Raw genomic sequence first — 23,262 nt, 5'->3', positions numbered from 1 at the left:
AAGGCTGCCGAGTATAGCCTGTTTTGCAGGCATAAAAAAATGCCGCCCGAGGGCGGCATTTTCTTGGATGGTGGTGGGGGAAGGATTCGAACCTTCGAAGGCTGAGCCGTCAGATTTACAGTCTGATCCCTTTGGCCACTCGGGAACCCCACCGAGTCTGGTACTTTGGAAAGCCGCCTTGGCCACTTTCGTTTTAATAGGATGGTGGTGGGGGAAGGATTCGAACCTTCGAAGGCTGAGCCGTCAGATTTACAGTCTGATCCCTTTGGCCACTCGGGAACCCCACCCCGTGACGCGGCGTGCATCATACCAAATCGAAGGACGCTGTAAAGGGGGATTTTTTCTAAAAAAATGGCCTTGGCTGCCGATAAGGTCAGTAACTGGGCAAACTGACGTTTTTCTGTGCAAACAACGGCTTCCTATCTCCAACACGAGCTGCAACTGGACCAGGCATTGGGCAAGGCGACCCAGGCCGGCCAGCGCCGCGATTTCGCCCTGCTGCTGGCCATGCTGGGCGACGACCTGCTGGAAAAGCCCGGCATCGCCAGCCCCTGGCCCGCCACCGAGGCCAGGGCCAGTCTGGAGGCCCGCTTCTATCCCGGGGTGCGCCGTCCCCTGGGCGCCGATGAACTGACCCCGGCCCGCTCCCAGACCTTGTCCAGCCAGTTCCACCAGGGCGGCCTGGTGGCGGCGCGGCTGTTCGACTGCCTGGCGCCCGAGCCGCAGCTGGACAGGCCGGCCGACGACAAGCATATCCCGCACTGGGTCCGGGCCGAGCTGGAGCCGAGGGCGCTGGCCCGGTTGCAGGGGGGCCAGGTCGCCAGGGCGGCCGATCCGCCGGTGGCCAATGCCGATCTTGGCGAGGTGCTGTCACGATTTGCCGATATTGCACAAAATATGACCGAAGCCACAATGCCGGCCTGAGCCGGGCCCGCCTTCTGGACTTGCCCCAGGGCCGCCGCTAGACTGGGCGCGCCCTACATAAGTGAGCTGGAAGTCGTTACGTGAAAGAACTCAATATCTCTGCCCTGCGCCAGGCGTTTCCTGCCCTGAATCAAGAAGTTGAAGGTAAAGCACCGATTTTCCTGGACGGCCCCGGCGGCGCCCAGGTGCCGGATCGGGTGCTGGCGGCCATGGTCGGCTACCTGGGCCATTACAATGCCAACCTGGGTGGGGCCTATTTCTCCAGCCACATGACGGTGGAACTGATGGCGCAGGCCCGCCAGGCCGCCCAGGATCTGCTGAACGCCTCCCGCCCCGAGGAAGTCCTGTTCGGTCCCAACATGACCACCCTGACCTTCGCCATGAGCCGGACCCTGTCCCGGGACTGGCAGGCCGGCGACGAGATCATCGTCACCGCCCTGGACCATTATTCCAACGTCTCCTCCTGGCAGCAGGCCGCCGAGGACAGGGACGTGGTGGTGCACCAGGTGCGGGTGAAGGAAGACGACTGCACCCTGGACCATGAGCACCTGTTGTCCCTGCTCAGCGACAAGACCCGCCTGGTGGCCCTGACCCATGCCTCCAACACCACCGGCTCCATCGTCGACGTCAAGCAGGTGGTGGACGCGGCCCACCAGGTCGGCGCCAAGGTCTGGGTGGACGCGGTCCACTACGCCCCCCACGAACTCATCGACGTCCAGGCCCTGGGCTGCGATTTCCTGGCCTGCAGCGCCTACAAGTTCTTCGGCCCGCACCTGGGGCTCGTCTACGGCAGGTACGAACTGCTGGAACAGCTCCGGCCCTACAAGGTCGAACCCGCCAAGGACGTGGTGCCCAACAAGTTCGAGACCGGCACCCAGAGCTTCGAGGCCCTGGCCGGTTTCATCGAGGCGGTCAACTACCTGGCCGACCTGGCCGGCAGCAGCAGCGACAAGCCGCGCCGTGAGCGCCTGGCCGACAGCTTCGCCCTGATCAAGGGCCACGAGATGAAGCTGTCCCAGTACTTCCTGGAGCGGATCCAGGCCATCCCCGGCGTGACCCTGTACGGCATCACCGACATGGCCCGCCTGGCCGAGCGTACCCCCACCTTCGCCTTCAACATCGACGGCGTCGAGCCCCGCACCCTCTGCGAGGCCCTGGGCCGCGAGCATATCTGCGTCTGGGACGGCAACTTCTATGCCCTGGGCCTGGTCCAGCAGCTGGGCGTGGCGTCGGTGGTCCGGGTCGGCTGCATGCACTACAACAGCATCGAGGAATTGGAGCGATTCTTTGATGTGCTGCAAAGCGCCATTGCATAATAAGAGGCAGCCTTAAGGCTGCCTTTTCTTTTGCTAAGGAGCAGACATGAGCATCGATGCCATGCGTCGTCAGTACCAGCACGCGCCCCTGGATGACGCCCATCTGGATGCCGATCCCATCAGCCAGTTCCGGCACTGGTTCAGCGAAGCCGTCGAGGCCAACCCGGCCCCGGACTGGAACGAGCCCAACGTGATGACCCTGGCCACCGTCAAGCCCGGCGGCGCCGTGACCAGCCGTATCCTGCTGCTCAAGGGCGTGGACCAGCGCGGCTTCGTCTTCTACACCAACTACGACTCCGACAAGGGCCGGGAGCTGGCCGAGAACCCGGTGGCGGCCATGAACTTCTTCTGGCCGCACCTGGCCCGGCAGGTGCGTATCGAGGGCAGGGTGGAGAAGCTGCCCCGGGCCGAAAGCGAAGCCTACTTCGCCTCCCGCCCCCGCGGCTCCCAGCTGGGCGCCTGGGCCTCGCCCCAGTCCGAGGTCATCGAGTCCCGCGAGCAGCTGGAGCAGGACTTGGCCGAGGTGCAGGAACGCTTTGCAAAGGCCGATCCCATCCCCTGTCCGCCCCATTGGGGCGGCTATGTGCTCAGGCCCGAGCAGGTGGAATTCTGGGCCGGCCGGGAGAACCGCCTCCACGACCGCATCCGCTTCGTGCTGGCGGACGGCCAGTGGCGCCGTCGGCGCCTGGCGCCCTGACAGGAAAAAGGCCGCCTCTGGGCGGCCTTTTCTATAGCAGGGTCAGTCCCAGGGCCAGCAGCACCCCGGTGACCAGCAGCTGGATCAGGCAAAAACCCATGATGTCCCGGGCCGACAGGCCGGCGATGGCCAGCACCGGCAGGGCCCAGAAGGGCTGCAGCAGGTTGGTCCAGGCGTCCCCCCAGGCCACGGCCATGGCCACCCGGGGCAGATCGGCGCCCAGGGCCTGGGCGGCGGGGATCATCACCGGCGCCTGCACCGCCCACTGGCCGCCGCCGGAGGGCACCAGCAGGTTGATAAGGCCGGCGGACAGGAAGCTCCACAGCGGCAAGGTCTCGGCGCTGGCGAAGGACAGGAACCAGGAGGCCAGCGCGGCGGCCATGCCCGATTTCACCATCACCGCCATGATGCCGGCGTAGAAGGGGAACTGCAGCAGTATGCCGCTGGCGGCCTGGCAACCGGACTGGAAAGCGGCCAGCAGCCGCGCCGGGGTCTGGTGCAGAGCCAGGCCCAGGGTCAAGAAACACAGGTTCAGCACGTTGAGGTTGAGGCCGCCACCGCTGGCGAAATGCTGGCCCAGCCACAGCCCCATCAGCATCACCACCAGGGCGGTGAGCCAGCGGCTGTGCAGCAGCGGCCCCTGGAGCCGGCCGGCGTCAACCCGCTTTTCCGCCAGGGCCTCCCTGGGCGCCTGGACGCCGTGCCTGCCCATCATCAGGTAGTTGAGCAGCGGCACCACCACCACCAGGGCGGCCAGCAGGACCAGGTTGAAGGGGGCGAACAGGGTCTGGTCGGTGCCGATCAGGCCGATCTGGGCCTCGGCGAAGTGGCCAGGGGTGTTGATGGTCAGGGGCACCGAGCCGGACAGGCCGCCGTGCCAGACGATGAAGCCGGAATAGGCCGAGGCCACCAGCAGCCGGAAATCCACCGCCACTTCCCGGGCGATGGCCCTGGCCAGGAAGGCGCCGACCACCAGGCCGAAGCCCCAGTTGAGCCAGGACGCGGCCAGGGCCACCAGGGTGACGGTGACGATGGCGGCACCGGGACCGGGCAGGCGCCTGGCCAGGGCGCTCAGCCCCCGCTGCACAGGCGCGGCGCTGGCCACCATATGGCCGGTGATCAGGATCAGCGCCATCTGCATGGCGAAGGTGAGCAGGTTCCAGAAGCCGTCCCCCCAGTCGCGGGCCACCTGCAGCGGGCTCTGGCCCTGCACCAGCACCGCCAGGGTGCAGACCAGCAGGGTCAGCAGCAGCACTATGACGTAGGGGTCGGGAAGGTAGCGTTCCACCAGGCGCACGGCGCCCTTGACGAGCCAGTTCATGGCATTAAGCCTTTGTCGTGGTTGTTTTTTCGCTACCCTAGCGAGTCAGGCGGGTGGACACAAGTCAGTCGCAGCAGCGCTTGTATTTCTTGCCGCTGCCACAGGGGCAGGGGCCGTTGCGCTGGGGCTCGGGGTAGAGGCCGCTATGGTAGTACCAGAGCCCCTGCTGGCGCAGGAAGCGGCTGTCCTCCAGGTGGAACTGGCCCTGGCCGTCCTGGTCCCGGAAGCGGGCCACGAAGGTGACCCTGGCCTCGTCGTCGCCAAGGCGCTGCTGGGACAGCACCTCCAGGCCCAGCCACTGGTGGTCGCGGGCAAAGGCGGCAATGGCCGCCACATCCTGCTGGTGACGGCCGTCGGGGTGCCAGCTGGCCAGGATGAAGTCGATGTCGCCGCTGCAGTGGGCGCTGTAGCGGGCCCGCATCAACTGCTCGGCCGTTGCCGCCTTGGCCTGATCGCCGATAACCGCCTGGCAGCATTGAGAAAAGGGTTGTGTTGAACCACAGTAACAGAATGCCATGCTGAACCACCTCACCAGTAGAGCAGCCATGTTACCAGCCAATCCCGGTCAAGGGCATACCGAGCAGCGCCCTGGGGGGCGTCCATGACGGCCCTGCTGCAAAGGCATTGGCCTTTCACGGTGCTGGCGGCCCTGCTGGCCCTGGCGGTGGCCTGGCTTCCCTTTGAACTGCTGCCCGGCCAGCTCTACCTGGTGTTCCCGTCGGCCCTTTCCCTGCTCTGCGCCTACCTGCTGGGTTGGCGCAGCGCCGCCCTGGTGGCCCTGGCGGCTGCCTTGGGGCTGCTCATGGAGGGCAGCCTGGGGCTGCTGGCGCTGGCTTTTGCCCTGGAAGGGCCCCTGGTGGCCTGGCTGATGAGCCGCAAGCTGCGCCTGCTGAGCGCCACGGCCGCCTACTGGGCCCTGCTGGGCGGTCCCCTGGCCCTGTTGCTGCTGGTGCTGGCCGAGCCTCCCCAGCCGGTCACCCTGGCACTGACCTATGTGACGCTGCTGTTCAACGGCCTGGTCAGCGGCGCCCTGGCCAAGGCCCTGTGCTGGAACCGTTTCATGCGCCAGGTGCGGGGCGCCAAGCAGCACCTGCCCCCCAAGCCGTCCCTGGAGGGGCAGGTGGTGGAAGGGGTCAGCACCGTCTTCGTCATTTTCCTGGTGCTGGTGATGCTGGCCTACGGCCGCTGGACCTACGTCAGCACCAGCCGCCATTGGCAGGCGGATCTCTTGGCCAATCTCGACCATGCGGTCGCCAGCGCCAGGCAGCGGTTGGCCGGCTACCACGGCATCCTGGCCACCCTGGCCCAGTCACTGGGGGCGCTGCCGGCCCATGAGCAGCAGCTGGCCCTGGTGCAGGCCCACCTGCAGATGCCGGGGGCTTCCAACCTGGGCCTGATCGACAGCCAAGGCGAGCTGTACGGCATGAGCCCGCCCCTGCTGGGCCGTATCGGTGACAGCTACAGCGTGGCGGACCGGGACTATTTCCAGGTCCCCAGCCGCAACCACCAGCCCTACCAGAGCGACGTGTTCAGGGGCCGGGGGCTCGGCAGCGACGACATCATGGTGCTGAGCCATCCCTTCTTCCAAGGCAACGCCCTGGCCGGCGTGGTGTCGGCGACCCTGGATCTGGCCAAGGCCCCCTTTGCCGGTGTCATCGACGATGGCGCCCTGGTGGTACTGAGCCCCAGCGGCAAGGTCGTCTACCGTGCCCCGTCCCTGCCGGAGGCGGTGCTGGCCAGCCTGCCGGCGACGCCCGGCCGGGGCCGGCTGCGGCTGGCGGGCAGCCGTTACGGCTATGCCGGTGTCCTGGAGCGGGACAGTGGCTGGCGCTTTTTCTATCTGCGCGACGAGGGAAGCCTGCTGCAGGAGCTGGCCAGCCAGGTGCTGACCATCATGCTGTTCGCCCTGGTGGCGCTGCTGCTGGCCCATGTGCTGATGCAGCTCAGGGTCAGGCTGCTGCTGAGGCCGCTGCGACAGCTTATCGATGCCATTCCCCTGGCGGCGCGGGTGGAGGACAGGCCCCTGGATTTTCGGCTCGGGCCCAGAACCTCGGCCCAGATCTGGGCCCTCTACGACCGCCTGGAGCGGATGCGCACCATCATCTGGGCCTTCCAGGAGGAGATGGAAAGCCGCATCGCCGAGCGCACCCGGGCGCTGGAGGCGGCCAATGCCCACCTGGCCCACCTGGCCAGCCATGACGGCCTGACCGGCCTCAACAACAGGCAGCATTTCGACCAGGCCCTGGAGCACCAGCTCAGGCAGGCGGCGCTGCATCAGCGGCCGCTGGCGCTGATCCTGCTGGATGTCGATCATTTCAAGGCCCTCAACGACAACCACGGCCATCCGGCCGGGGACGCCTGCCTGCAGGCGCTGGCGGCCGCGCTGAAGAAGGCCTTCGACGGTTTTCCCCACGCCATGCTGGCGCGGGTGGGCGGCGAGGAGTTCGCGGTGCTGCTGCCCGGGGCCAGCCTGGCCGAGGCCGGCGGCCTGGCCGAGCGGCTCAGGGGCGATGTGGAAGGGCTGCGCCTGGCCGGCGGGCTGCGTATCACCGCCAGCCTGGGGGTGGCGGCCACCGTCACCGATATCGGCGCCTCCCACTTCTACGCCCGGGCCGACAGGGCCCTCTACCAGGCCAAGCACCAGGGCCGCAACAGGGTCTGCAGCGCGCCATGAAAAAAGCCGCCCTTGGGCGGCTTTTCATCAGGCGGCGTGGGCGGTCAGCACGATGACGTCCCAGGCGCCCTTATCATGGCCCGGCAGGGGGGCTATGGGGGCGGCGTTGTGGAAATACCTGCGGTCGTTGAGGATCACGAAACGGCCGGCCTCGAAGTATTCCTGGAAGAAGGGGGCCTCATCGGGCTTGTTGTAGAGCATGATGTCGCCGCCCTCGATGTCATGGTTGCCCATCACATAGACGCCCAGGAAATCGAAGCCGTCCTGGTGCACCCCTTCGGGAGCGGGCAGGGAGCTGTCGTCGCGCTGGCAGGTGATGCGCATCTGATGCACTTCGATGATGGCGTCGTCGCCGAGGCCGGTGGCGGCCTTGAAGGAGTCGAACAGCTCCACCATGGCCTCGCTCTGGGCGACGCTCTCTTCCAGCTCAGCGTAGACGCGCTCCACATCACCCAGATACTGGTTGATGTCGCTCGACTGCATGAAGCTCTTGGTGGGCTGGCGCAGCAGCTTGCCGTCGATGAACTTGAAGTTGGAATAGCGGCGCAGGCGGAAATCGCCGTCGATATAGGGATCCAGAGGTAAGCGGGCGAAGGAGGGGGCCAGGCTGGCAACAGCAGCATTGCTTAGTTGACCCAACTGGTAGCTGTAGTCAGACACCTTTTGTTGCAGCTCAGTCGTGGCGTTCATCATCGCGTTGTCCATCTTTGTCTATCTAAGAGGCCGGACCAGATGGCCGGCCAAGGCGCGCACATTCTAACGGCACAGTGAAACACTGTCATGACGACCCGGTCACAAAGTCTGTAAAGAGTTGTATACGGCTATTAATAAGTAAATCTAATGACACCGCCTGCAAAATTATTCGTTCGATGGATGTCGGGTCAGCCAGTAGACTGGCCTGCCGTTATTGACCAGCACAGGAGCAGGGCGTGGATTATTCCGTTTACATGCAGTTTTTCGTGGCCTTGCTGGCCATCATCAATCCCTTCGGGCTGCTACCTGTCTTTATCGGTCTGACCTCCCATCAGGACGACGGCGAACGGCACAGGACCGCCCTGATGGCGGTGGTGGCCTCCATCTGCATCCTGTTCGTGGTGCTGTTGCTGGGCGAGGAGCTGCTGAGCTGGTTCTCCATCTCGGTGGCCTCCTTCCAGGTGGCCGGCGGCATCCTGCTCAGCTTCACCTCGCTGTCCATGCTGCAGGGCAAGCTGGGCGAGGTGCGCCGCACCGCCGAGGAAGGCCGGGAGGCGGTGGCCCGGGAGTCGGTCAGCCTGGTGCCCCTGGCGCTGCCGCTTATCGCCGGGCCGGCGGCCATCACCACGGTGATCGTCTACGCCCAGGCCCACTCCAGCGTCATGGATCTGTCCATCTTCGGCGCCACCATAGTCGCCGCCTGCTTCATCGCCTGGCTGGTGTTCATGCTGGCGCCCCTGCTCAGCAAGGGCCTTGGCACCACCGGCATCAACGTCATCACCCGCATCATGGGCCTGATCATGATGGCCCTGGGGGTGGAATTCATGGCCCGTGGCCTGAAGGTGCTCTTTCCGGTGCTGGGTTAAGGCCGGGTTTAGGGCCCTCTCTGGTATCCTTTTGCGGATCTACCCACAATACAGAGAAAGAAACATGAAGAAGCTTGCCATTGTCATGGGTTGCCTGCTGCTGAACGCCTGCGCCATCCGCGGCCCGAGCCTGGAGATCAAGCCGCCCCAGGTGGAGATCGACGGTGTTCACAGCTCCGGTGGCCACGGCAAACACTGCCCGCCGGGCCAGGCCAAGAAAGGCCGCTGCTAAAGAAAAGGCGCCCAAGGGCGCCTTTTTCATTGCACCTGGCGCTCGAAGACGGTGCCGGCTTTGGGCAGGAACAGGGTGGCGTAGAGCCGGCCGGCGTAATCGTCGGTCATGCCGGCGATATAGTCGGCTATCACCCGCAGCGCGTTCTCGCCCTTCTCCCTGGCTTCCTGCCAGCGGACCCTGGTGCTCTGGGGCAGCAGCCGCTGGGGGTCCGAAGCCATGGCCTCGAACAGCCCCATCACCATCTGCTGGCCCTTGTATTCCAGCAACTGCAGCTCGGGCTGCTTGACCACATGCCGGTAGACGAAGCCCTTCAGTACGTTGAGCGCCTGCTGGTAGGGGCCGGGCAGGGCGGCATTCCAGTCCAGCAAGGGGCTGTCGAATTCGCCAAGCTGCATCAGCTCGATGCTGGTGATGAAGGCGTTGACCATGGCGCCTATGGCGTCCTTGCGCAGGAAGTGCTCACCGCTGAACATCTGCTCGCTGAGCCTGGCCATGTTGTCCGACAGCCAGGGCACGGCCAGGGTCTCTATGGGCTCCTGCACGTCCTGCTGCCAGGCCTGGGCGCTGACCAGGCCCATGACGATGGCGTCCTCGAGGTCATGGACCGAATAGGCGATATCATCGCCCAGCTCCATGATGGAGCAGTCCAGGGACTTGTACTTGGCCTTGGCATGGCGCTGCCTGGTGGTGCGCAGCTGGGAGAAGCGCGTTTGGTCGGCGCCTGACAGGGGCGCCAGGATCCAGTCCAGTATGGCCTTGTCGTCGTCGTAGATGGCCTTGGGAGGCTGCCAGTCGGCGGCGCGCAGCTGGCGGTGGTTGGTCACCGCCTCCGGCAAGGGGCCCTGGCAGCGGCTTGCCAGCACCGGGTATTTGAGCACGCCCAGCAGGGTGCGGCGGCACAGGTTCATGCCGTTTTGCTGGGTATAGGGCTCCAGCCTGGCCAGGATGCGCAGGGTCTGGCCGTTGCCCTCGAAGCCGCCGGCCTCGCGCATCATGTAGTTCAGGGCCACCTCGCCGCCGTGGCCGAAGGGCGGGTGGCCGATGTCGTGGGCCAGGCAGAGGGCGTCCACCAGGGCCTCGTCCGGCAGCAGCCACTGCAGCTTTGGGTACTTGTGCCTGAGCTGGGCCAGGATGCCGGTGCCGATCTGGGCCGCCTCCAGGGAATGGGTGAGGCGGGTGCGGTAGAAGTCGGCCTGGCCCACCCCCAGCACCTGGGTCTTGGCCTGCAGGCGGCGAAAGGCCGCCGAGTGCAGGATCCGCGCCCGGTCGCGCTGGAAGGGGGATCTGTGGTCGTGGCGCCTGGGGCTCTGGTCGGCGTCGGGCCGGGCCAGCCAGTGGTCACTCAGGGTCATTGCTGATCTCGTCCAGGGTCAGGGTGAAGCTGGGCACGAAGGTGTCCAGGAAATACTGGATGGCCGGGTTCATGCGCTCGGCCAGCATGGCCTCCAGGCGCTTGCGGGCCTGCTCGAACTCGTGATTGCCCATGTTCAGCTCCTGCAGGCACTTGAGGTAGGCGCAGAGGGTATCGGCATCCTTGACCAGGGCCTTGAGCCTGGCGGGCTCGTCCTTCTGGTGGATCAGGGCGGCGAAGTCGTCGCGCAGCAGCGGCGGCGCCATGGAGACCAGCCGGGCTTCGGCGGCGTCCTCTATCTTCTTGTATTCGTCGGCGATCTTGGGGTTGTAGTACTTGACCGGGGTGGGCAGATCGCCGGTCAGCACCTCGGAGGCGTCGTGGAACAGGGCCAGGGTGGCGGCCCGGTCGGCGTTGAGGTTGTCCCCGGCCAACTGGTTGTGGATCAGGGTCAGGGCATGGGCCACGGTGGCCACCTGCAGGCTGTGCTCGGCCACGTTTTCCTGTTGCACGTTGTGCATCAAGGGCCAGCGGCGGATCAGCTTCATCCGCGCCAGGTGGGCAAAGAGATGACTGGTCAACTGAAGATCCTTGTCTGCCCGAATTATGTGACAGAAGTATCAAAGGCGCCGACGCCATGCAAGGGCCTTTGGGTGTATGCTTGGGACGTTGGCGAAAAAGGAGACGAATATGGAAATCAGCAACCAGCCCCTGCCGCCCCTCAATGCCCCCCAGCCGGAGGCCAGGCCGGCGCCCCAGCCACCACAAGCCGAGCTCGAGCCGCAGCAGCTTGACGCCGCCGAAGCGCCCCTGAGCCGCAACCAGGTGGAGCAGCGGGTGGCCGAATACCAGGATCGCACCGACAACGGCCGCAACCCCGCCGCCGATGATGCCCTGGGTACCCTGATCGATTCCCGGGCCTGACCATGGAAGGCCTGACCGCCACCCCGCAGGCCGCCGCCGGCGCGGCCCTTGACCCGGCGCAACGGCAGCAGGTGGCCGAGCTGAAGGCCAGGGACAGGGAGGTGCGCAGCCACGAGCAGGCCCACCTCAACGCCGCCGGGCCCTATGCCCAGGGGGTCAGCTACGGATATGAAAAAGGGCCGGACGGCCGTCGCTATGCGGTAACGGGGGAGGTGGCCATAGACGCCTCGGAAGTGGCCGGGGATCCCCAGGCCACTCTGGAGAAGGCGGAGCAGATCCACAGGGCCGCCCTGGCACCGGTGGAGCCCTCCGCCCAGGACAGGCGGGTGGCGGCCGAGGCCATCGCCATGGCCAACCGCGCCCGCCAACAGCTGCTCAGGGAAGCGCCCGAGCAGCAGGCACTCACTGGCTCAGCATCAGGGTCCTGATGTCCCGCACTGGGGCCGAGCCGTAACTCAGGAACTGCTCGTGGAAGGCCTTGAGGTCGAAGGCGTCGCCCTGCCTGGCCTTGAGCTCCTCACGCAGGTCGTAGATCTCCCTGAAACCCGAGTAGTAGCTGGTCAGCTGCACCTGTGACAGGGTCGCCCGCTTCCACTTGCCCCGGGCTTCGGCCTCTTCCTGGAAGGCGTCGTTCATCAACAGATCCAGGGCCTCCTCCTCGGTCATGCCCAGCACATGCAGGCTGTAGTCCAGTATGGTGTTGCAGATCACCCGCAGGTTCCACTTGTAATACATCAGCCACAGCTCCGGCTCGAAGTCGCCGTAGCCCGCTTCCAGCATCATCCGCTCCGTGTAGACGGCCCAGCCCTCGACCATGGCGCCGTTGCCGAACAGGCTCTTGACCAGGCTGGGGGACTGGTTGGAATAGACCAGCTGGGTGTAGTGGCCGGGAATGGCCTCGTGGATGTTGAGGACCTGCAGGATCCAGTGATTGTACTCGCGCAGGTAGCTTTCGGCCTGGGCGTCGCTCATGCCGTCCAGGGGGGTGACGTTGTAATAGGTGTTGGCGCCGCTGTCGTAGGGACCGGGGGCGGAGATGGAGGCGCCGGCGAAGCCGCGCATGTATTGTGGGGTCTCACGCACCACCAGCGGCTTGCTGGGATCCAGGGTCAGCAGATCCTTGGCGCGGATGAAGGCTTCCAGCTCGGGGATCTGGGCCTTGATGGCGGGCACGAAGTCGTCCCTGTCCACATGCTTGACCGACAGGTGCTGGATCAGGGTCCGTACCGCCTGGCGCTGGTCGGCGGGCTGGGCCTGGCCCGGGAAGTACTTGGGCCAGAGCTGGTCGGTGAGCTTGATCATCTCGCCAAGCACCTGCTCCTTGTCGGCCAGGGCCTTGTGGTACATCTGCCTGGCGGTCAGGCCGGACTGGATGTCGTTGGCGAACTTCTGCTCGTAGAGGGCCTCGCCCAGGCGGAAGGAGCGGGCGCCTTCCTTTTCGAGCCGGCCCTTGAGGGCTTCCAGCCAGCGCACATGGCTCTGGATGGCGGCCTTGGCCTGCCAGTAGGCCGACTCGAAACGTAGCTTGTCGGCCGCGCTCAGGGCGGAGCCGGCGACCCTGTCCAGCAGGGCCTGGTTGAGCACGCTGAAGGCGCCCTGGTTCTGGCCTATGGCCAGGCTGGTGTGGACCAGGGTCGGATTGTGGATGCTGGCCCGGGCGGCGGCGTAGTAGGCCGGCACCTGCTCCAGGTGGCCGATCATCAGGCCCAGGCGTTCGGCCTCGGGGGCGAATTCCTCGTTCAGCAGCCTGGCCAGCACGCCGGCCACGTTGTATTGGGCCGGGTTCCACTGCCAGCTCTTGAGTTCATTGATGCCGAAGCGGATGCCCCGGAGCTGGTTCTGGATCAGCTTGAGGTCGATCTGCTCGCTGGCCGGCAGTTGGCTGGCATCGATGGCGTCGAAGCGCTTCAGCCAGGTATCGGCAAAGGCCAGCTGCCTGGCGCGGCCCTCGGCATTCGGGATGGGCAGCTCACCGGCGTGCCGGTAGTAACCCACGTAGAGTGCCCAGGTGGGGTACTGTTCCCAGAGGGCGGGGATGAATTCATCGACCAGGGCCTGCAGGGCCTGGGATTGGCCCTGCATCTGGAGCTGGGCGACGGGGGCCTGGGGCGCCTGGATGTTCTGGCTGCAGCCGGCCAGCGCCAGGGAAACGGCGGCGCCGACCAGGAGTTTTTTCGAGACCATCTGTTGTTACCTGTTGTTTTGATTGGCAACAGCATGGCCTCTTGGCCTTTTCCTAGCAAGGCTTCTGCGATGAGCCGTTGCCGTTCTGTTTTGACACGCCACCGGCCACCACCAGCGGCAGCACGTCGCCGGCACTGACGGCCAGGGGCTGGACCTTGTCGCGGGGCACCAGGATCAGGTTGCCGGCGAAGTTGAAGGACTGGGGCAGGTAGACGGCCACGTGGTCGTCCAGGGCCAGCTCGGCCATGTTGTCCCGGGTCATGAAGCCGATCAGCTGCACCCCTTCACCCAGGGTCACCAGTACCGGATTGCTGAAGCGCCTGTCCTCGCCGAAGATGGCAGTCAACACGTCCTTGATGGCGCTGTAGAGCAGCTTGACCAGCGGCATGCGCGACAGGGCGCCGTCCACCAGGCGCAGCAGGCGCCCGCCCAGGAAGTTGCCGGTGAGCATGCCCACCAGCATCACCAGCAGCAGTGCCAACACCATGCCCAGGGGCGCCATCAGCCATTGTGGCGGCGAGATCCCCAGCAGGGGCAGCAGCCAGTTGCCAACAGGGGTGAAGATGTTCTGCTCCAGGAAGCGGTACAGGGCCCAAAGCATGTAAAAGGTCAGGATCACCGGGGCCAGCACCAGCATGCCCTGGACCAGCCAGCGAAGGGGCTTGCGCATCCCTTTTCTCCCATAAAAAAAGGGGAGCATAGCCCCCCTTGCCATCGATAAGCAATTTACTTGGTGACTTCGACCTTGCGGGTCGCAGACAGCTTGGCCTCGATGCGGCGGTTGGCGGCATTGGCCTCCTTGCTGCTGCCGGCCATGACTGGGCGGGTCTCGCCGTAGCCGACGGTCTTGATGCGGGCACGGTCGATGCCGAATTCGCTGGCCAGGACTTCACCCACGGCCTGGGCGCGGCGCTCGGACAGGGTCAGGTTGTAGCTGGCCTTGCCGGGGGCGGAGGTGTGACCTTCGATGACCACGTCCAGTTTCGGGAAGGCCTTCATGAACTTGGCGATGCGCTGTATTTCACCGAAGTATTGGGGCTTGACCAGGGCCGAGTTGTTGTCGAAGTTGACCAGCAGCTTCTCGGTCACGGTCTCGGTGTCGTACTTGGTGCAGCCACGGGCATCCACCTGGTACTGGGCCGGGGTGCCGGGGCAGGCGTCCTTGTCGTCCGGTACGCCGTCGTTGTCGGAGTCCATGACCACCGGCTCGGGCTTGGGCTCGGGGGCCTTCACCGGCGCCGGGGCGGGCTTGCCACCGAAGAAGTACTGCAGGCCGATGCCGGCGACATAGTCGGTGAAGTCGCTGTCGTCCTGCTGGGCGGCCACTTCGGCACGGAAGGCCAGGTTGTCGTTGAAGAAGGTACGGTAACCGGCACCCAGGCGGGCGAAGCTGTCGTGCATCTGCTCGACATTGGTGCGGTTGATACCGACCAGGCCGTAGAAATTGTTGGTGAAGTTATAAATGACATCGGCACCGAAACTTTCACCATAGGCACTGCTGGAGTGGTTTTTCAGATCGGCCTGAACATAATCGTAATAGCCGCGAACTTCCCAGTCATTGCTGATGCGATAACCCAGTTCAACACCGGGGGCAAAGGTTTTGAAATCCTGAGCCATCTCGTGGGATTTGGCCATGCGATCGCTGTCCAGATCCATCATGTTGACGTGACCACCGACATAGACGCGACCGGCCAAATCTTCTTTGGTGACATCGGCTTGAGCATTCAGGGACAGGGTCACCAGGGCGGCAACCACAGAAAAACGAAAAGCGCTAACTTTGTTCATATTAACTCCCTTGCCAAAGGCAAAAAAAGAACTTCTTGGTGTTGTTCGGGAGAAATTGTAGGCAAAGCAAAAACAGGCTGCCAAGCAAATGTTCTGGACAGTTTAGCTGGGATTAAGAAAAGCGACGGGGCGGTACTTATTTTAACGTCTGAATAACACCAGATCCGATTGGAACGCCTTTGGCTTGGTAAAAAGCAGGCTTTTTTCGTCCGGGCTGACCGAAAATTGCGCGCTGTAGCCGTTGGGCAGGCGCAGCACCCGGTCGATGCGCTTGGCGTGGAGGTCGAAACGCTGGATCTCCTGGCCGGTGTCCTCGGTCAGGTAATAGACGCCGCCCTCGGTGAGCTGCCAGGCATCGCAGCGCTGCCAGGCGATGTTGGCCTCCACCTGCTGCTCGGTACCTGTCTCGAGGTCGTGGCGCCACAGGCCGGGCAGGTGGAAGCGGGTGAAGTAGAGGTAGCGGCCCTTGGCGTCGGTCTGGCCGCAGAAGCCACCGCTGGCGGTGATCTGCTCCAGCTCGCCGCTGGCGCTGTGGCGGCGCCAGAGCTGCCAGTCGCCGCTGTGTTCGGAGGCAAAATAGAGGTATTGGCCGTCGGTGCTCAGCCTGGCATTGACGGGTTTGTAGTCCGTGAGGATCGGCTCCAGATCCCAGAGGTTGTCGGCGGCGCCGAGCAGGACGATACCCTCCTCGGTGCCGGCGGTGAGCTGTTCACCGCCCAGTTGCAGCTGGCTGAGGCGGATCTCCTCGTCCAGGTCGGTCAGCTGCAGCTGGATACCGTGGCTGAGCCGCCAGTACTGGCTCTTGCCGCTGCGCCTGGAGGCGAAATAGATCTCGCCGTCCTGGCCGAAGCTGGGGGAGTGGTCGTCGGCATCCGAGACCAGCAGGCCCTGGGGCTTGGCGTCCGGGAACAGCAGGGGGTTGTCCATGCGGTAGATGTCCCTGTCCAGATCGCCCTGGACCACCAGCAGTTGATCCTGGCCGCTGTCGTAAAGCGGGCTGTGGACGGGCTCGTCCTCGACCAGGGTCTGGGACAGCAGGTTGCTGTCGACCCGCTCCAGCTTGCCGGGGACATCCATCATGTAATAGTGGCGAAGATCCTCGGCCCAGGAGAAGCCATAGCGGTGCAGGCCACCGGATATATGGATGATGTAGCTGTTGGGCAGATTGTCGCCATGCTTGGGGTTGAGGAAGTGCAGCTCCTGGGCCGGCCATTGCCGGGCGCGCAGCACCGCCAGCTGAAGGTGATCCTCCGACAGCACGAAATAGATATCGCCGGCACCGGGCTCCACCGGGTTGGTCAGTTGCAGCCGGCGGCCCGTGGACAGGCGCTTGCGGTAGATCCGGTAGGGCTGGGCCTGGCTGTCCCTGTGGTTGTAGAGGATGGTGTTCTCGTCTTCGCCGAAGCGCACCATGGTATGGGGGTTTTCCAGGCGGCAGTCGGCGACCTTGCGGGCCTCGGTCAGGGCCGGCGGGCTTTCCTGGAAGCGGGCCATGTGGATCTCGCACTGGTCCCGGGTCTGGCTGATGTAGATGAGGCGGCTGCCGTCCGGTGACCAGTCCGGGGAGCGGAACAGGTGATGGGGGGACTCCAGCAGTACCTGGGGCTCGCGCAGAGACTTGGCACCCTGATCCGGCATCTTCTGGTAATAGAGGCCGCTGGTCCGGTCGTTGTGGTTGACGAAGACGATGGCATTGTCGCCGGGCCTGAAGCGGGCCTCTTCTTCGGTGCCCGGCAGGGAGGTCAGGGGAATGCGCTGCTCGAAGCCCTGGTTCCAGGCCAGCTCGGTGAACAGGCGCAGCAACAGCGGCAGCATCAGTACCAGCACGCCCAGGCTGTACAGCCACAGCAGCCTGCGCCTGGGCTTGGCGGTGGGCTCGCTTTTCAGGGCCGAAGGGATATGCACGGCATTGAGCCGGGCTTCCTCGACCTTGGCAATCAACCTGTAACCTTTCTTGGGTACGGTGACGATATAGGAAGGGTTCTTGGCGTCGTCGCCCAGGGCACGCCTGAGCTTGACGATGAACTGGTTCAACGCGTTGTCGGAGACGATGATGTCGGGCCAGGCTTCATCCAGCAGTGCCTCCCGGCTCACCGCCTCGCCGGCCTGGCGGGCCAGGGCCTCCAGCAACACCATGGCGCGGGGCTCCAGGGCGACCTCCTGGTCGCCCTGGATCAGCAGGTTCAGGTCCGGCCTCACCAGCCATTCACCCAGTATGAAGGCCCTGGCCTGGTTATCCGATGTCAGCGTCGAGATGTTTTCCACTTTCTTATGTTTTTGAAATTGTTGGAAAAATAAAAAGATCACAAAAATCTCATGCCCATATCATGCCCGTCATGACGCCAGGGGGCAACCTCGGTCTTGCGGTGACGCAGGAATTTGCCGCCACGGATATCTGCACCGGTTTTGTCGTTAGCTCGGCAGGCCAGGCAAGGGAGAGGGAGAGACAGATATCTCGTGGTAGGCGCCTTGCGTCACCGCGGCAAGATAGAGTGAACCTGGATCATCCCTGGGGATCTTTATGGACGCATAGGGCGGCTCTTTTGGGCCGCCCATTTTTTTTGCCTGAAATCCAGCAATAAAAAAGGGCGGCCAAGGCCGCCCTTTGGGATCCAGGGCCAAGTCAGGCCAGATCGGCGATGGCGTTGTGGAAGATGCTGCTGAACTCGCCGGCATCCAGGGAGGCGCCGCCCACCAGGGCACCGTCTATGTCGTCCATCATGAACAGGGACCTGGCGTTGCTGGCCTTGACGGAGCCGCCGTAGAGAATGCGGATGGCGTCGCTGCTGGCCGAGTCCTGCTTGGCCAGGTGCTGGCGGATGAAGGCGTGCACCTGCTGGGCTTCCAGGGGGGTGGCGGCCTGGCCGGAGCCGATGGCCCAGACCGGCTCGTAGGCGATGACGGCGTTGTCGAAGGCCTTTTTGCCACAGCGCTTGAACACCGCGTCCAGCTGGTGGCGGATCACGTCCTGGGTTTCGTCGTTATGGCGCTCGCTGGCGGTTTCGCCAACACAGAGTACGGGGATAAGGCCGGCATCCTTGACCGCTTCGAACTTGCGGGCCACCAGCTCGTCGTTCTCCCGGTGCAGGCTGCGGCGCTCGGAATGGCCGACGATCACGTACTTGACGCCGAACTCCTCCAGCATCTGCGGCGACACCTCGCCGGTGAAGGCACCCTGGCGGTTGAAGTCGATGTTCTGGGCGCCCAGCTCGATGTTGGAATAGCGCAGCAGGCGCTCGGCCTGGCCCAGGAAGATCACCGGCGGGCAGACCACCACATCGACCTGATGAGCTTCGTTGGCGGTGACCATGAGTTCGATCAGTAACTTCTCCACACTGGCCTTGGTGCCGTGCAGCTTCCAGTTACCCATTACCAGAGGACGTCGCATCCGTACTCCTGTTCTTTGTAGGGGTTATGATTATGGGGCGAGAGGATACCACACAAGGAACCGCCATGATCACCGCCCTGCCCAGGAGCCAAGGCAACGCCCTGGCTTTCCACCTGAGCGACCATATCAGCCACGATGACTACCAGCGGGTGCTGGTGCCGGCCATCGACAAGGCCCTGGTCGACCATCCCCATGTGCTGGTGATGCTGATCATCGACGAGACCTTCCAGGGCTTCAGCCCCAGGGCGCTCTGGGACGACGCCCGGCTCGGCCTCAGCCACTGGAACGGCTTCGCCGGCCTGGCTCTGGTGGGCGGCCCGGCCTGGCTGAACTGGGCCCTGACCCTGTTCGCGCCCCTGATGCACTGCCCGGTGCGGTTGTTCGCCCCCGAGGCCACCGAAGAGGCCTGGCTCTGGCTCAATAGTCTGCCAGCGCCCGGGTCCAGCTCCCGCTCCTGAGGCTGTTGGCGAAGGCCTCGGCCATCCGCTCGCCGGCGTCCATGACCTGCTGCCAGCAGGCGATGCGCTCGGCGTCGGTCAGGCGAGCGAAATCCGTCCTGTCACTGAGCTTGCCCCCGGGCAGGCCGGCCACCAGCTCGGGATGGGGCGCCAGTATCACCACGTTGTCGTAGTGGGCGGCCTTGGGCTTGCGCCATGTCAGGCCCTTGTCGAACCAGCCCGGGATCGGGTGGCTGTAGAAGTGGGGATAGAGCACCAGGCCGTCCGGCCTGAGTTGCATGTCGAAGTGGTAGTCGATGATGCCGCCGTCCCTATGCACCCTATGCCGGGAGCCGGGGATGCCGCGCACCCCTTGTAGCACCAGCGGAATGGCGCCGGTGGCCTCCAGGGCCAGGGGCAGGCTGGTCTCGGTCAGCCTCAGGTATTCGGTGGGCAGATCGCCCGTTTCCAGCCAGTGCGGCCTGTCATCCACATGAAAGACCCCCCTTGAGAAGAAGGCGCCCAGGCTGCGGCGGTGAACCAGGTTGGCCAGGGCCGCCAGGCCCAGGCCCGGCAGCTGCAGGCCCCTGCTGTCGCTGGCCAGGGGGCCGCGGCAACCGGCGGTGATCAGGTGCAGCTTCATGATCGGGTTGGCCAGGATCTGTCCGCTGCCGCCCTTGCCCAGCAGGGTATCGATCATGGCCTTGCTGGAGGCGGTGACATCGGCGGCGCTGGCGTCCTCGGCGTAAGTCAGCCGGTGGTAGTGATCGCGAAAACGCGCTATGGCCGCCACCGGCTCGGCGCAGGCATGGGCGGCCATGCGCCAGCCGCCGGCGCTGGAGCCCAGCAGTTGCAGGGGCCTGTCCCGGCCCGGCCAGAACTCCCCGGCCAGATAGCGGTCCAGGCCGGCCAGGATGAACCACTTGGGACCACCGGAGGCGCCCAGCATGGCGCCGAACTGGTCCTGGTGGAAGCCGTCCTTGAGCAGTTTGGCCTTGGCTTTTTTACCGGCACGGATCACGAAGGGCAGGGACATGGCACACCTGGTCTCATCAAAAGTGCGCCAAGGATGCCAAGGGCGCGGTGCCGCCGCAAGTGCCTTGACGGCCAATAAACGATCAGGTAGATATTAAAATGATATCACTTTAAAGGAGAATCCCATGATCACGGAACGTCGTCGCGCCGTGCCCTCCGGTTACCTGATGCTGGTGGTGCTGCCGCTGCTGATCATCCTGACCGTTATCGGCATCGTAAACCTGGCCCCGGTGGCCCTGAAGATCCTGCTGGTCATTGCCCTGGTGGTGGAGCTGGTGTGCCTGGCCGGCTTCTTCATGGTGGCCCCCAACGAGGCCAAGGTGCTGCAGCTGTTCGGCGCCTACACCGGTACAGTGGTGGCGCCCGGCCTGCGCTGGGCCAACCCCCTGTACAGCAAGCAGCGGGTATCGCTCAGGATCCGCAACTTCGAGAGCGACCAGCTCAAGGTCAACGACGAGGCCGGCAATCCCATCGAGATCGCCGCCGTGGTGGTGTGGCGGGTGGTGGACACCGCCGAGGCGGTGTTCGAGGTGGACGACTTCGAGGGCTTCGTGTCCATCCAGTCCGAGGCGGCGCTGCGCAACCTGGCCTCCATCCATCCCTACGACCAGTACGAGGACGGCAAGCTGTCGCTGCGCGGCCATACTCCCGAGATCAGCGAGGAGCTCAAGGGCCAGATCCAGGATCGCCTGGACAAGGCCGGGGTCGAGGTCATAGAGGCGCGCATCAGCCACCTGGCCTATGCGCCGGAAATAGCCTCGGCCATGCTCAGGCGCCAGCAGGCCGCCGCCGTGGTGGCCGCCCGCACCCAGGTGGTGGAAGGCGCCGTGTCCATGGTGGAAATGGCCCTTGGCAAGCTGTCGGAAAAGGACATCGTCGAGCTGGACGAGGAACGCCGGGCGGCCATGGTCTCCAACCTGCTGGTGGTGCTCTGTGGTGAGACTCAGGCCCAGCCCGTGGTGAACGCCGGCAGCCTGTACTGATGGCAAAAAAGAAGGCCTATCCGCTGCGCATCGACGAGCAGGTGCTCAAGGCCCTGCAGGGCTGGGCCGACGACGAGCTGCGCTCGGTCAACGGCCAGATAGAATATGTGCTCAGGCAGGCCCTCTACCAGGCCGGGCGGCTCAAGCCGCCCGAGCCCAGGGTCATAGAGGAGGAATAGGAAGGGGCCCCAGGCCCCTTTTTCCGTTATGGCGACCCTGGTTTTACAAGGCCAGATGCTCGACCCGGGGCAGATTTAAAGATCTGGCCAGGGCCTTTCGAGGCTAGCGCCAGCCCTGGCGACCCTGGTTTTACAAGGCCAGGTGTTCGACCCGGGGCAGATTTAAAGATCTGGCCAGGGCCTTTCGAGGCTGGTGCCAGCCCTGGCGACTCTGGTTCTACAAGGTCAGATGCTCGACCCTGGGCAGCCCCAGCACCTTGGCCAGGGCTTTTGTGGTCGCCAGCTGCGAGGCCAGGCCGCTGGCCTTCTCCGCCAGCACCAGCCGGCTGGCCTGGCCCAGATCCCTTCTCTGCAGGCGGGCGGCGATCAGCGCGCTTTGCAGCGGCGGCAGCGAGGGGTTGAAGGCGGCGTTCTCGGCGTAGCGGCCACAGAGCAGGGCGCCGTCACTAAGGCCCAGGGCCACCCCGGCCAGGGTGCCGGAGTAGGGGGCATGGCTGAGGCCGGCGGCCTCGGTGGCGGCCAGGTGCAGGGGATCACTGCTCAGGGTGCCCAGGGGCCTGGCCTGGTCGGCCAGCAGCCGGCTGTCGATGTCCAGATCGGCCGGGCCGAAGGCGTCCGGCAGGTAATCGGCCAGGGTCAGGGCGCCCCGGCCCGGCAGCAGGATGCGCAGTTCCTGGGCCGCCACCAGCTCGTTCATGAACTGGCGGCAGTGGCCGCAGGGGCTGTAGTTCACCGCCAGGGTGTCCAGGCCGGTTTCCCCGTGCAGCCAGGCGTTGGTGATGGCGCTCTGCTCGGCGTGAACCGTCTGGGCCAGGGCCAGGGCCGGGAATTCCAGGTTGGCGCCGAAATAGAGGCGGCCGGAGCGGCCCAGCAGCACGGCGCCCACATAGAAGTGGGAAACGCCGGGCAGGGCCAGGCAGCTGGCCAGGGGCAGCAGCGCCAGCATCAGGGCGTCGGCGTCCAGGCCGGCCTGCTGCTGCCAGTATTGGAAGCGATCCGGTGCGACTGTGGCGTCGAAGCCGGGCTGGTCCAGCCAGGCACCAAGTTCGCTTTGCAGGGCGTCGGGGAAGCCGGCCAGGGCCGCTTGCAGGCGCTGGCCGTCGAGTTGCTTGAAGTCGATCATGGGGTCAGTTCGTTTCCGTTACGTTTGCCGGCGGCCAGGGTGCTGAGGTTGTCGAGGGTGGTTTGGGCTATCTGGCCCAGGGCCTCGCGGGTGAAATAGCCCTGGTGGCCGGTGATGATCACATTGGGGAAGGTCAGCAGGCGCTGGAAGCAGTCGTCGGGGATGATCTCGTTGGAGAGATCCTCGAAGAAGAGATCCCCTTCCTGCTCGTACACGTCCAGGCCCAGGTAGCCCAGCTTGCCTTTCTTGAGGGCATTGATGATGGCGTGGGTGTCCACCAGGGCGCCGCGACTGGTGTTGATCAGCATGACGCCGTCCTTCATCCGCGCCAGGGCCGCGGCGTTGATGAGGTGGTGGCTGTCCGGGGTCAGGGGGCAGTGCAGGCTGATGATATCGGCCCTGGCCAGCAGCTCGTCCAGGGGCAGGTAGCTCACCCCCAGTGCCCTGGCCGCTTCGCTGGGGTAGGGGTCGCTGGCCAGCAGTTGGCAGCCGAAGCCCTTGAGGATGCGGGCCAGGGCCAGGCCGATGGCGCCGGTGCCGACGATGCCCACCGCCTTGCCGTGCAGGTTGAAGCCCAGCAGGCCGTCCAGGCTGAAGTTGTCCTCCCGGACCCTGTTGTAGGCCTTGTGCAGGCGCCGGCCCAGGGCCAGCATCAGGGCCACGGCGTGCTCGGCCACGGCCTCGGGGGAGTAGGCGGGCACCCGGGTCACAATCAGCCCCAAACGGCCGGCCGCGTCCAGATCCACGTTGTTGTAGCCGGCGCAGCGCAGGGCGATAAAGCGCACCCCGCCGTCCTTGAGCCGTTGCAGGACCTGGGCGTCGAGCTTGTCGTTGACGAAGGGCACCACGGCGTCGAAGCCCTGGGCCAGGGCCGCCGTGTCCGGCGCCAGCCTGGCATCGAAATAATGGAAGCTCAGGCCGCTGTCCGGGCTGTTGGCCTGCTCCAGGCTCTTCTGGTCATAAGGTTTTGAGGAAAACACCGCCACTTTCATGGGCTGCTCCTGCCATGACTGGGGCCTATTTGTAGCGCATTTTCGGGTTGGCAACAAACCCAGCCATCAGGGGAACAGCCCGGCGGTGCGGATGCCGCCAGGCCAGGGTTAGCGGCAGGCGCAACCACGACTTTACAGCCTTGATGCGCAAGGGA

At 65.0% G+C, this 23,262-nt stretch carries 24 protein-coding genes and 2 tRNA genes; 11 read left to right on the top strand and 15 right to left on the bottom strand.

Annotation, left to right across the window (positions count from 1 at the left end):
* Nucleotides 1-68 precede the first annotated feature (68 nt).
* Together WDB71_RS09745 and WDB71_RS09740 are read right to left on the bottom strand one after the other, a co-directional pair.
* Nucleotides 69-153 (bottom strand) — tRNA-Tyr (locus WDB71_RS09745).
* A gap of 49 nt (nt 154-202) precedes the next feature.
* Nucleotides 203-287, bottom strand: a tRNA-Tyr gene (locus WDB71_RS09740).
* A gap of 115 nt (nt 288-402) precedes the next feature.
* Between WDB71_RS09740 and WDB71_RS09735 the strand changes: the two genes are divergently transcribed.
* The 3 genes from WDB71_RS09735 (at nt 403) to pdxH (ending at nt 2,937) form a co-directional block, all read left to right on the top strand.
* Nucleotides 403-924 (top strand): VC2046/SO_2500 family protein, encoded by a 522-nt coding sequence (locus WDB71_RS09735; RefSeq protein ID WP_341501391.1) that lies wholly within the window; start codon nt 403-405, stop codon nt 922-924.
* 80 nt (nt 925-1,004) lie between these two features.
* Complete coding sequence (locus WDB71_RS09730) at nt 1,005-2,240, top strand: cysteine desulfurase-like protein (protein ID WP_341501390.1); 1,236 nt, start codon at nt 1,005-1,007, stop codon at nt 2,238-2,240.
* Nucleotides 2,241-2,286: 46 nt separating this feature from the next.
* Nucleotides 2,287-2,937, top strand: a complete 651-nt coding sequence (gene pdxH, locus WDB71_RS09725) for a pyridoxamine 5'-phosphate oxidase (protein ID WP_341501388.1) — start codon at nt 2,287-2,289, stop codon at nt 2,935-2,937.
* A 31-nt stretch (nt 2,938-2,968) separates the two neighbouring features.
* On the opposite strand, the gene WDB71_RS09720 is transcribed toward pdxH, so the two are convergent.
* Nucleotides 2,969-4,258, bottom strand: a complete 1,290-nt coding sequence (locus tag WDB71_RS09720; protein ID WP_341501387.1) for a TIGR00366 family protein — start codon at nt 4,256-4,258, stop codon at nt 2,969-2,971.
* 64 nt (nt 4,259-4,322) lie between these two features.
* Nucleotides 4,323-4,775, bottom strand: coding sequence for a YchJ family metal-binding protein (locus tag WDB71_RS09715; protein WP_341501386.1), 453 nt, complete (start codon nt 4,773-4,775; stop codon nt 4,323-4,325).
* Between the two features lie 84 nt (nt 4,776-4,859).
* Here WDB71_RS09715 and WDB71_RS09710 point away from each other — a divergent pair, with 84 nt between their 5' ends.
* Nucleotides 4,860-6,932 (top strand): diguanylate cyclase, encoded by a 2,073-nt coding sequence (locus WDB71_RS09710; RefSeq protein WP_341501385.1) that lies wholly within the window; start codon nt 4,860-4,862, stop codon nt 6,930-6,932.
* 27 nt (nt 6,933-6,959) lie between these two features.
* Here WDB71_RS09710 and WDB71_RS09705 read toward each other — a convergent pair whose 3' ends face one another.
* Nucleotides 6,960-7,622: a 2OG-Fe dioxygenase family protein gene (locus WDB71_RS09705; protein WP_341501384.1), complete on the bottom strand. Its 663-nt coding sequence runs from the start codon at nt 7,620-7,622 to the stop codon at nt 6,960-6,962.
* A gap of 239 nt (nt 7,623-7,861) precedes the next feature.
* On the opposite strand from WDB71_RS09705, the gene WDB71_RS09700 reads away from it, so the two are divergent.
* Both WDB71_RS09700 and WDB71_RS09695 read left to right on the top strand, forming a co-directional pair.
* Nucleotides 7,862-8,491 carry a YchE family NAAT transporter gene (locus tag WDB71_RS09700; protein WP_341501383.1) on the top strand — a complete coding sequence of 210 codons (630 nt, stop codon included), beginning with the start codon at nt 7,862-7,864 and terminating at the stop codon, nt 8,489-8,491.
* 64 nt (nt 8,492-8,555) lie between these two features.
* A complete protein-coding gene (locus WDB71_RS09695; RefSeq protein WP_341501382.1) occupies nt 8,556-8,723 on the top strand; it encodes a hypothetical protein in 168 nt (55 codons plus the stop codon).
* Between the two features lie 26 nt (nt 8,724-8,749).
* Here WDB71_RS09695 and WDB71_RS09690 read toward each other — a convergent pair whose 3' ends face one another.
* Nucleotides 8,750-10,078, bottom strand: coding sequence for an anti-phage deoxyguanosine triphosphatase (locus WDB71_RS09690; protein ID WP_341501381.1), 1,329 nt, complete (start codon nt 10,076-10,078; stop codon nt 8,750-8,752).
* Nucleotides 10,065-10,625 carry a 5'-deoxynucleotidase gene (yfbR, locus tag WDB71_RS09685; RefSeq protein ID WP_341504201.1) on the bottom strand — a complete coding sequence of 187 codons (561 nt, stop codon included), beginning with the start codon at nt 10,623-10,625 and terminating at the stop codon, nt 10,065-10,067. Before yfbR ends, WDB71_RS09690 begins: the two co-directional genes overlap by 14 nt.
* A gap of 142 nt (nt 10,626-10,767) precedes the next feature.
* Between yfbR and WDB71_RS09680 the strand changes: the two genes are divergently transcribed.
* Nucleotides 10,768-11,001, top strand: a complete 234-nt coding sequence (locus WDB71_RS09680; protein WP_341501380.1) for a hypothetical protein — start codon at nt 10,768-10,770, stop codon at nt 10,999-11,001.
* A gap of 2 nt (nt 11,002-11,003) precedes the next feature.
* On the top strand, nt 11,004-11,429 hold the full coding sequence (locus tag WDB71_RS09675) for a putative metalloprotease CJM1_0395 family protein (RefSeq protein WP_341501379.1): 426 nt from the start codon (nt 11,004-11,006) through the stop codon (nt 11,427-11,429).
* Here the strand turns inward: WDB71_RS09675 and WDB71_RS09670 are convergent.
* From WDB71_RS09670 to tpiA, 5 genes are all read right to left on the bottom strand, one after another.
* Nucleotides 11,404-13,185: a DUF885 domain-containing protein gene (locus WDB71_RS09670; RefSeq protein WP_341501378.1), complete on the bottom strand. Its 1,782-nt coding sequence runs from the start codon at nt 13,183-13,185 to the stop codon at nt 11,404-11,406. The genes WDB71_RS09675 and WDB71_RS09670 overlap by 26 nt on opposite strands.
* 52 nt (nt 13,186-13,237) lie before the next feature.
* Nucleotides 13,238-13,855 carry a DUF502 domain-containing protein gene (locus WDB71_RS09665; protein WP_341501377.1) on the bottom strand — a complete coding sequence of 206 codons (618 nt, stop codon included), beginning with the start codon at nt 13,853-13,855 and terminating at the stop codon, nt 13,238-13,240.
* Nucleotides 13,856-13,911: 56 nt separating this feature from the next.
* Nucleotides 13,912-14,970, bottom strand: a complete 1,059-nt coding sequence (locus tag WDB71_RS09660) for an OmpA family protein (RefSeq protein ID WP_341501376.1) — start codon at nt 14,968-14,970, stop codon at nt 13,912-13,914.
* 141 nt (nt 14,971-15,111) lie between these two features.
* Nucleotides 15,112-17,235, bottom strand: coding sequence for a winged helix-turn-helix domain-containing protein (locus WDB71_RS09655; protein ID WP_341501375.1), 2,124 nt, complete (start codon nt 17,233-17,235; stop codon nt 15,112-15,114).
* Between the two features lie 358 nt (nt 17,236-17,593).
* Nucleotides 17,594-18,358, bottom strand: a complete 765-nt coding sequence (gene tpiA, locus WDB71_RS09650) for a triose-phosphate isomerase (protein ID WP_341501374.1) — start codon at nt 18,356-18,358, stop codon at nt 17,594-17,596.
* A gap of 65 nt (nt 18,359-18,423) precedes the next feature.
* On the opposite strand from tpiA, the gene WDB71_RS09645 reads away from it, so the two are divergent.
* Nucleotides 18,424-18,816, top strand: coding sequence for an STAS/SEC14 domain-containing protein (locus WDB71_RS09645; RefSeq protein WP_341501373.1), 393 nt, complete (start codon nt 18,424-18,426; stop codon nt 18,814-18,816).
* On the opposite strand, the gene WDB71_RS09640 is transcribed toward WDB71_RS09645, so the two are convergent.
* Entirely contained in the window at nt 18,776-19,831 is a 1,056-nt protein-coding gene (locus WDB71_RS09640) for a hypothetical protein (protein WP_341501372.1), read from the bottom strand. The two genes, WDB71_RS09645 and WDB71_RS09640, sit on opposite strands and share 41 nt — an antisense overlap.
* Before the next feature lie 124 nt (nt 19,832-19,955).
* Between WDB71_RS09640 and WDB71_RS09635 the strand changes: the two genes are divergently transcribed.
* Nucleotides 19,956-20,813: an SPFH domain-containing protein gene (locus WDB71_RS09635; protein WP_341501371.1), complete on the top strand. Its 858-nt coding sequence runs from the start codon at nt 19,956-19,958 to the stop codon at nt 20,811-20,813.
* Nucleotides 20,813-20,992: an Arc family DNA binding domain-containing protein gene (locus WDB71_RS09630; RefSeq protein ID WP_341501370.1), complete on the top strand. Its 180-nt coding sequence runs from the start codon at nt 20,813-20,815 to the stop codon at nt 20,990-20,992. Before WDB71_RS09635 ends, WDB71_RS09630 begins: the two co-directional genes overlap by 1 nt.
* A gap of 217 nt (nt 20,993-21,209) precedes the next feature.
* Here WDB71_RS09630 and cdd read toward each other — a convergent pair whose 3' ends face one another.
* Both cdd and WDB71_RS09620 read right to left on the bottom strand, forming a co-directional pair.
* Nucleotides 21,210-22,115, bottom strand: a complete 906-nt coding sequence (gene cdd, locus WDB71_RS09625) for a cytidine deaminase (protein ID WP_341501369.1) — start codon at nt 22,113-22,115, stop codon at nt 21,210-21,212.
* Complete coding sequence (locus tag WDB71_RS09620; protein WP_341501368.1) at nt 22,112-23,107, bottom strand: 2-hydroxyacid dehydrogenase; 996 nt, start codon at nt 23,105-23,107, stop codon at nt 22,112-22,114. The genes cdd and WDB71_RS09620 overlap by 4 nt, the downstream gene beginning before the upstream one ends.
* Between the last annotated feature and the right edge of the window lie 155 nt (nt 23,108-23,262).

This window comes from Gallaecimonas sp. GXIMD4217 (assembly GCF_038087665.1).
In the GTDB taxonomy this organism is placed as follows: Bacteria; Pseudomonadota; Gammaproteobacteria; order Enterobacterales; family Gallaecimonadaceae; genus Gallaecimonas.
The sequence above is the reverse complement of the archived record's forward strand: the minus strand, read 5'-3'. Positions and strand labels throughout refer to the sequence as shown.

Excerpts from the sequence above, each read along its gene's own strand:
- WDB71_RS09680 (WP_341501380.1), top strand. The coding sequence starts at position 10,768 with ATGGAAATCAGCAACCAGCCCCTGCCGCCCCTCAATGCCCCCCAGCCG.
- WDB71_RS09675 (WP_341501379.1), top strand. The coding sequence starts at position 11,004 with ATGGAAGGCCTGACCGCCACCCCGCAGGCCGCCGCCGGCGCGGCCCTT.
- WDB71_RS09645 (WP_341501373.1), top strand. The coding sequence starts at position 18,424 with ATGATCACCGCCCTGCCCAGGAGCCAAGGCAACGCCCTGGCTTTCCAC.
- WDB71_RS09695 (WP_341501382.1), top strand. The coding sequence starts at position 8,556 with ATGAAGAAGCTTGCCATTGTCATGGGTTGCCTGCTGCTGAACGCCTGC.
- WDB71_RS09705 (WP_341501384.1), bottom strand. The coding sequence starts at position 7,622 with ATGAACGCCACGACTGAGCTGCAACAAAAGGTGTCTGACTACAGCTAC.
- WDB71_RS09670 (WP_341501378.1), bottom strand. The coding sequence starts at position 13,185 with ATGGTCTCGAAAAAACTCCTGGTCGGCGCCGCCGTTTCCCTGGCGCTG.
- WDB71_RS09710 (WP_341501385.1), top strand. The coding sequence starts at position 4,860 with ATGACGGCCCTGCTGCAAAGGCATTGGCCTTTCACGGTGCTGGCGGCC.
- yfbR (WP_341504201.1), bottom strand. The coding sequence starts at position 10,625 with ATGAAGCTGATCCGCCGCTGGCCCTTGATGCACAACGTGCAACAGGAA.
- WDB71_RS09635 (WP_341501371.1), top strand. The coding sequence starts at position 19,956 with ATGATCACGGAACGTCGTCGCGCCGTGCCCTCCGGTTACCTGATGCTG.
- pdxH (WP_341501388.1), top strand. The coding sequence starts at position 2,287 with ATGAGCATCGATGCCATGCGTCGTCAGTACCAGCACGCGCCCCTGGAT.
- WDB71_RS09690 (WP_341501381.1), bottom strand. The coding sequence starts at position 10,078 with ATGACCCTGAGTGACCACTGGCTGGCCCGGCCCGACGCCGACCAGAGC.
- WDB71_RS09660 (WP_341501376.1), bottom strand. The coding sequence starts at position 14,970 with ATGAACAAAGTTAGCGCTTTTCGTTTTTCTGTGGTTGCCGCCCTGGTG.
- WDB71_RS09630 (WP_341501370.1), top strand. The coding sequence starts at position 20,813 with ATGGCAAAAAAGAAGGCCTATCCGCTGCGCATCGACGAGCAGGTGCTC.
- WDB71_RS09620 (WP_341501368.1), bottom strand. The coding sequence starts at position 23,107 with ATGAAAGTGGCGGTGTTTTCCTCAAAACCTTATGACCAGAAGAGCCTG.
- WDB71_RS09720 (WP_341501387.1), bottom strand. The coding sequence starts at position 4,258 with ATGAACTGGCTCGTCAAGGGCGCCGTGCGCCTGGTGGAACGCTACCTT.
- cdd (WP_341501369.1), bottom strand. The coding sequence starts at position 22,115 with ATGATCGACTTCAAGCAACTCGACGGCCAGCGCCTGCAAGCGGCCCTG.
- WDB71_RS09665 (WP_341501377.1), bottom strand. The coding sequence starts at position 13,855 with ATGCGCAAGCCCCTTCGCTGGCTGGTCCAGGGCATGCTGGTGCTGGCC.
- WDB71_RS09715 (WP_341501386.1), bottom strand. The coding sequence starts at position 4,775 with ATGGCATTCTGTTACTGTGGTTCAACACAACCCTTTTCTCAATGCTGC.
- tpiA (WP_341501374.1), bottom strand. The coding sequence starts at position 18,358 with ATGCGACGTCCTCTGGTAATGGGTAACTGGAAGCTGCACGGCACCAAG.
- WDB71_RS09640 (WP_341501372.1), bottom strand. The coding sequence starts at position 19,831 with ATGTCCCTGCCCTTCGTGATCCGTGCCGGTAAAAAAGCCAAGGCCAAA.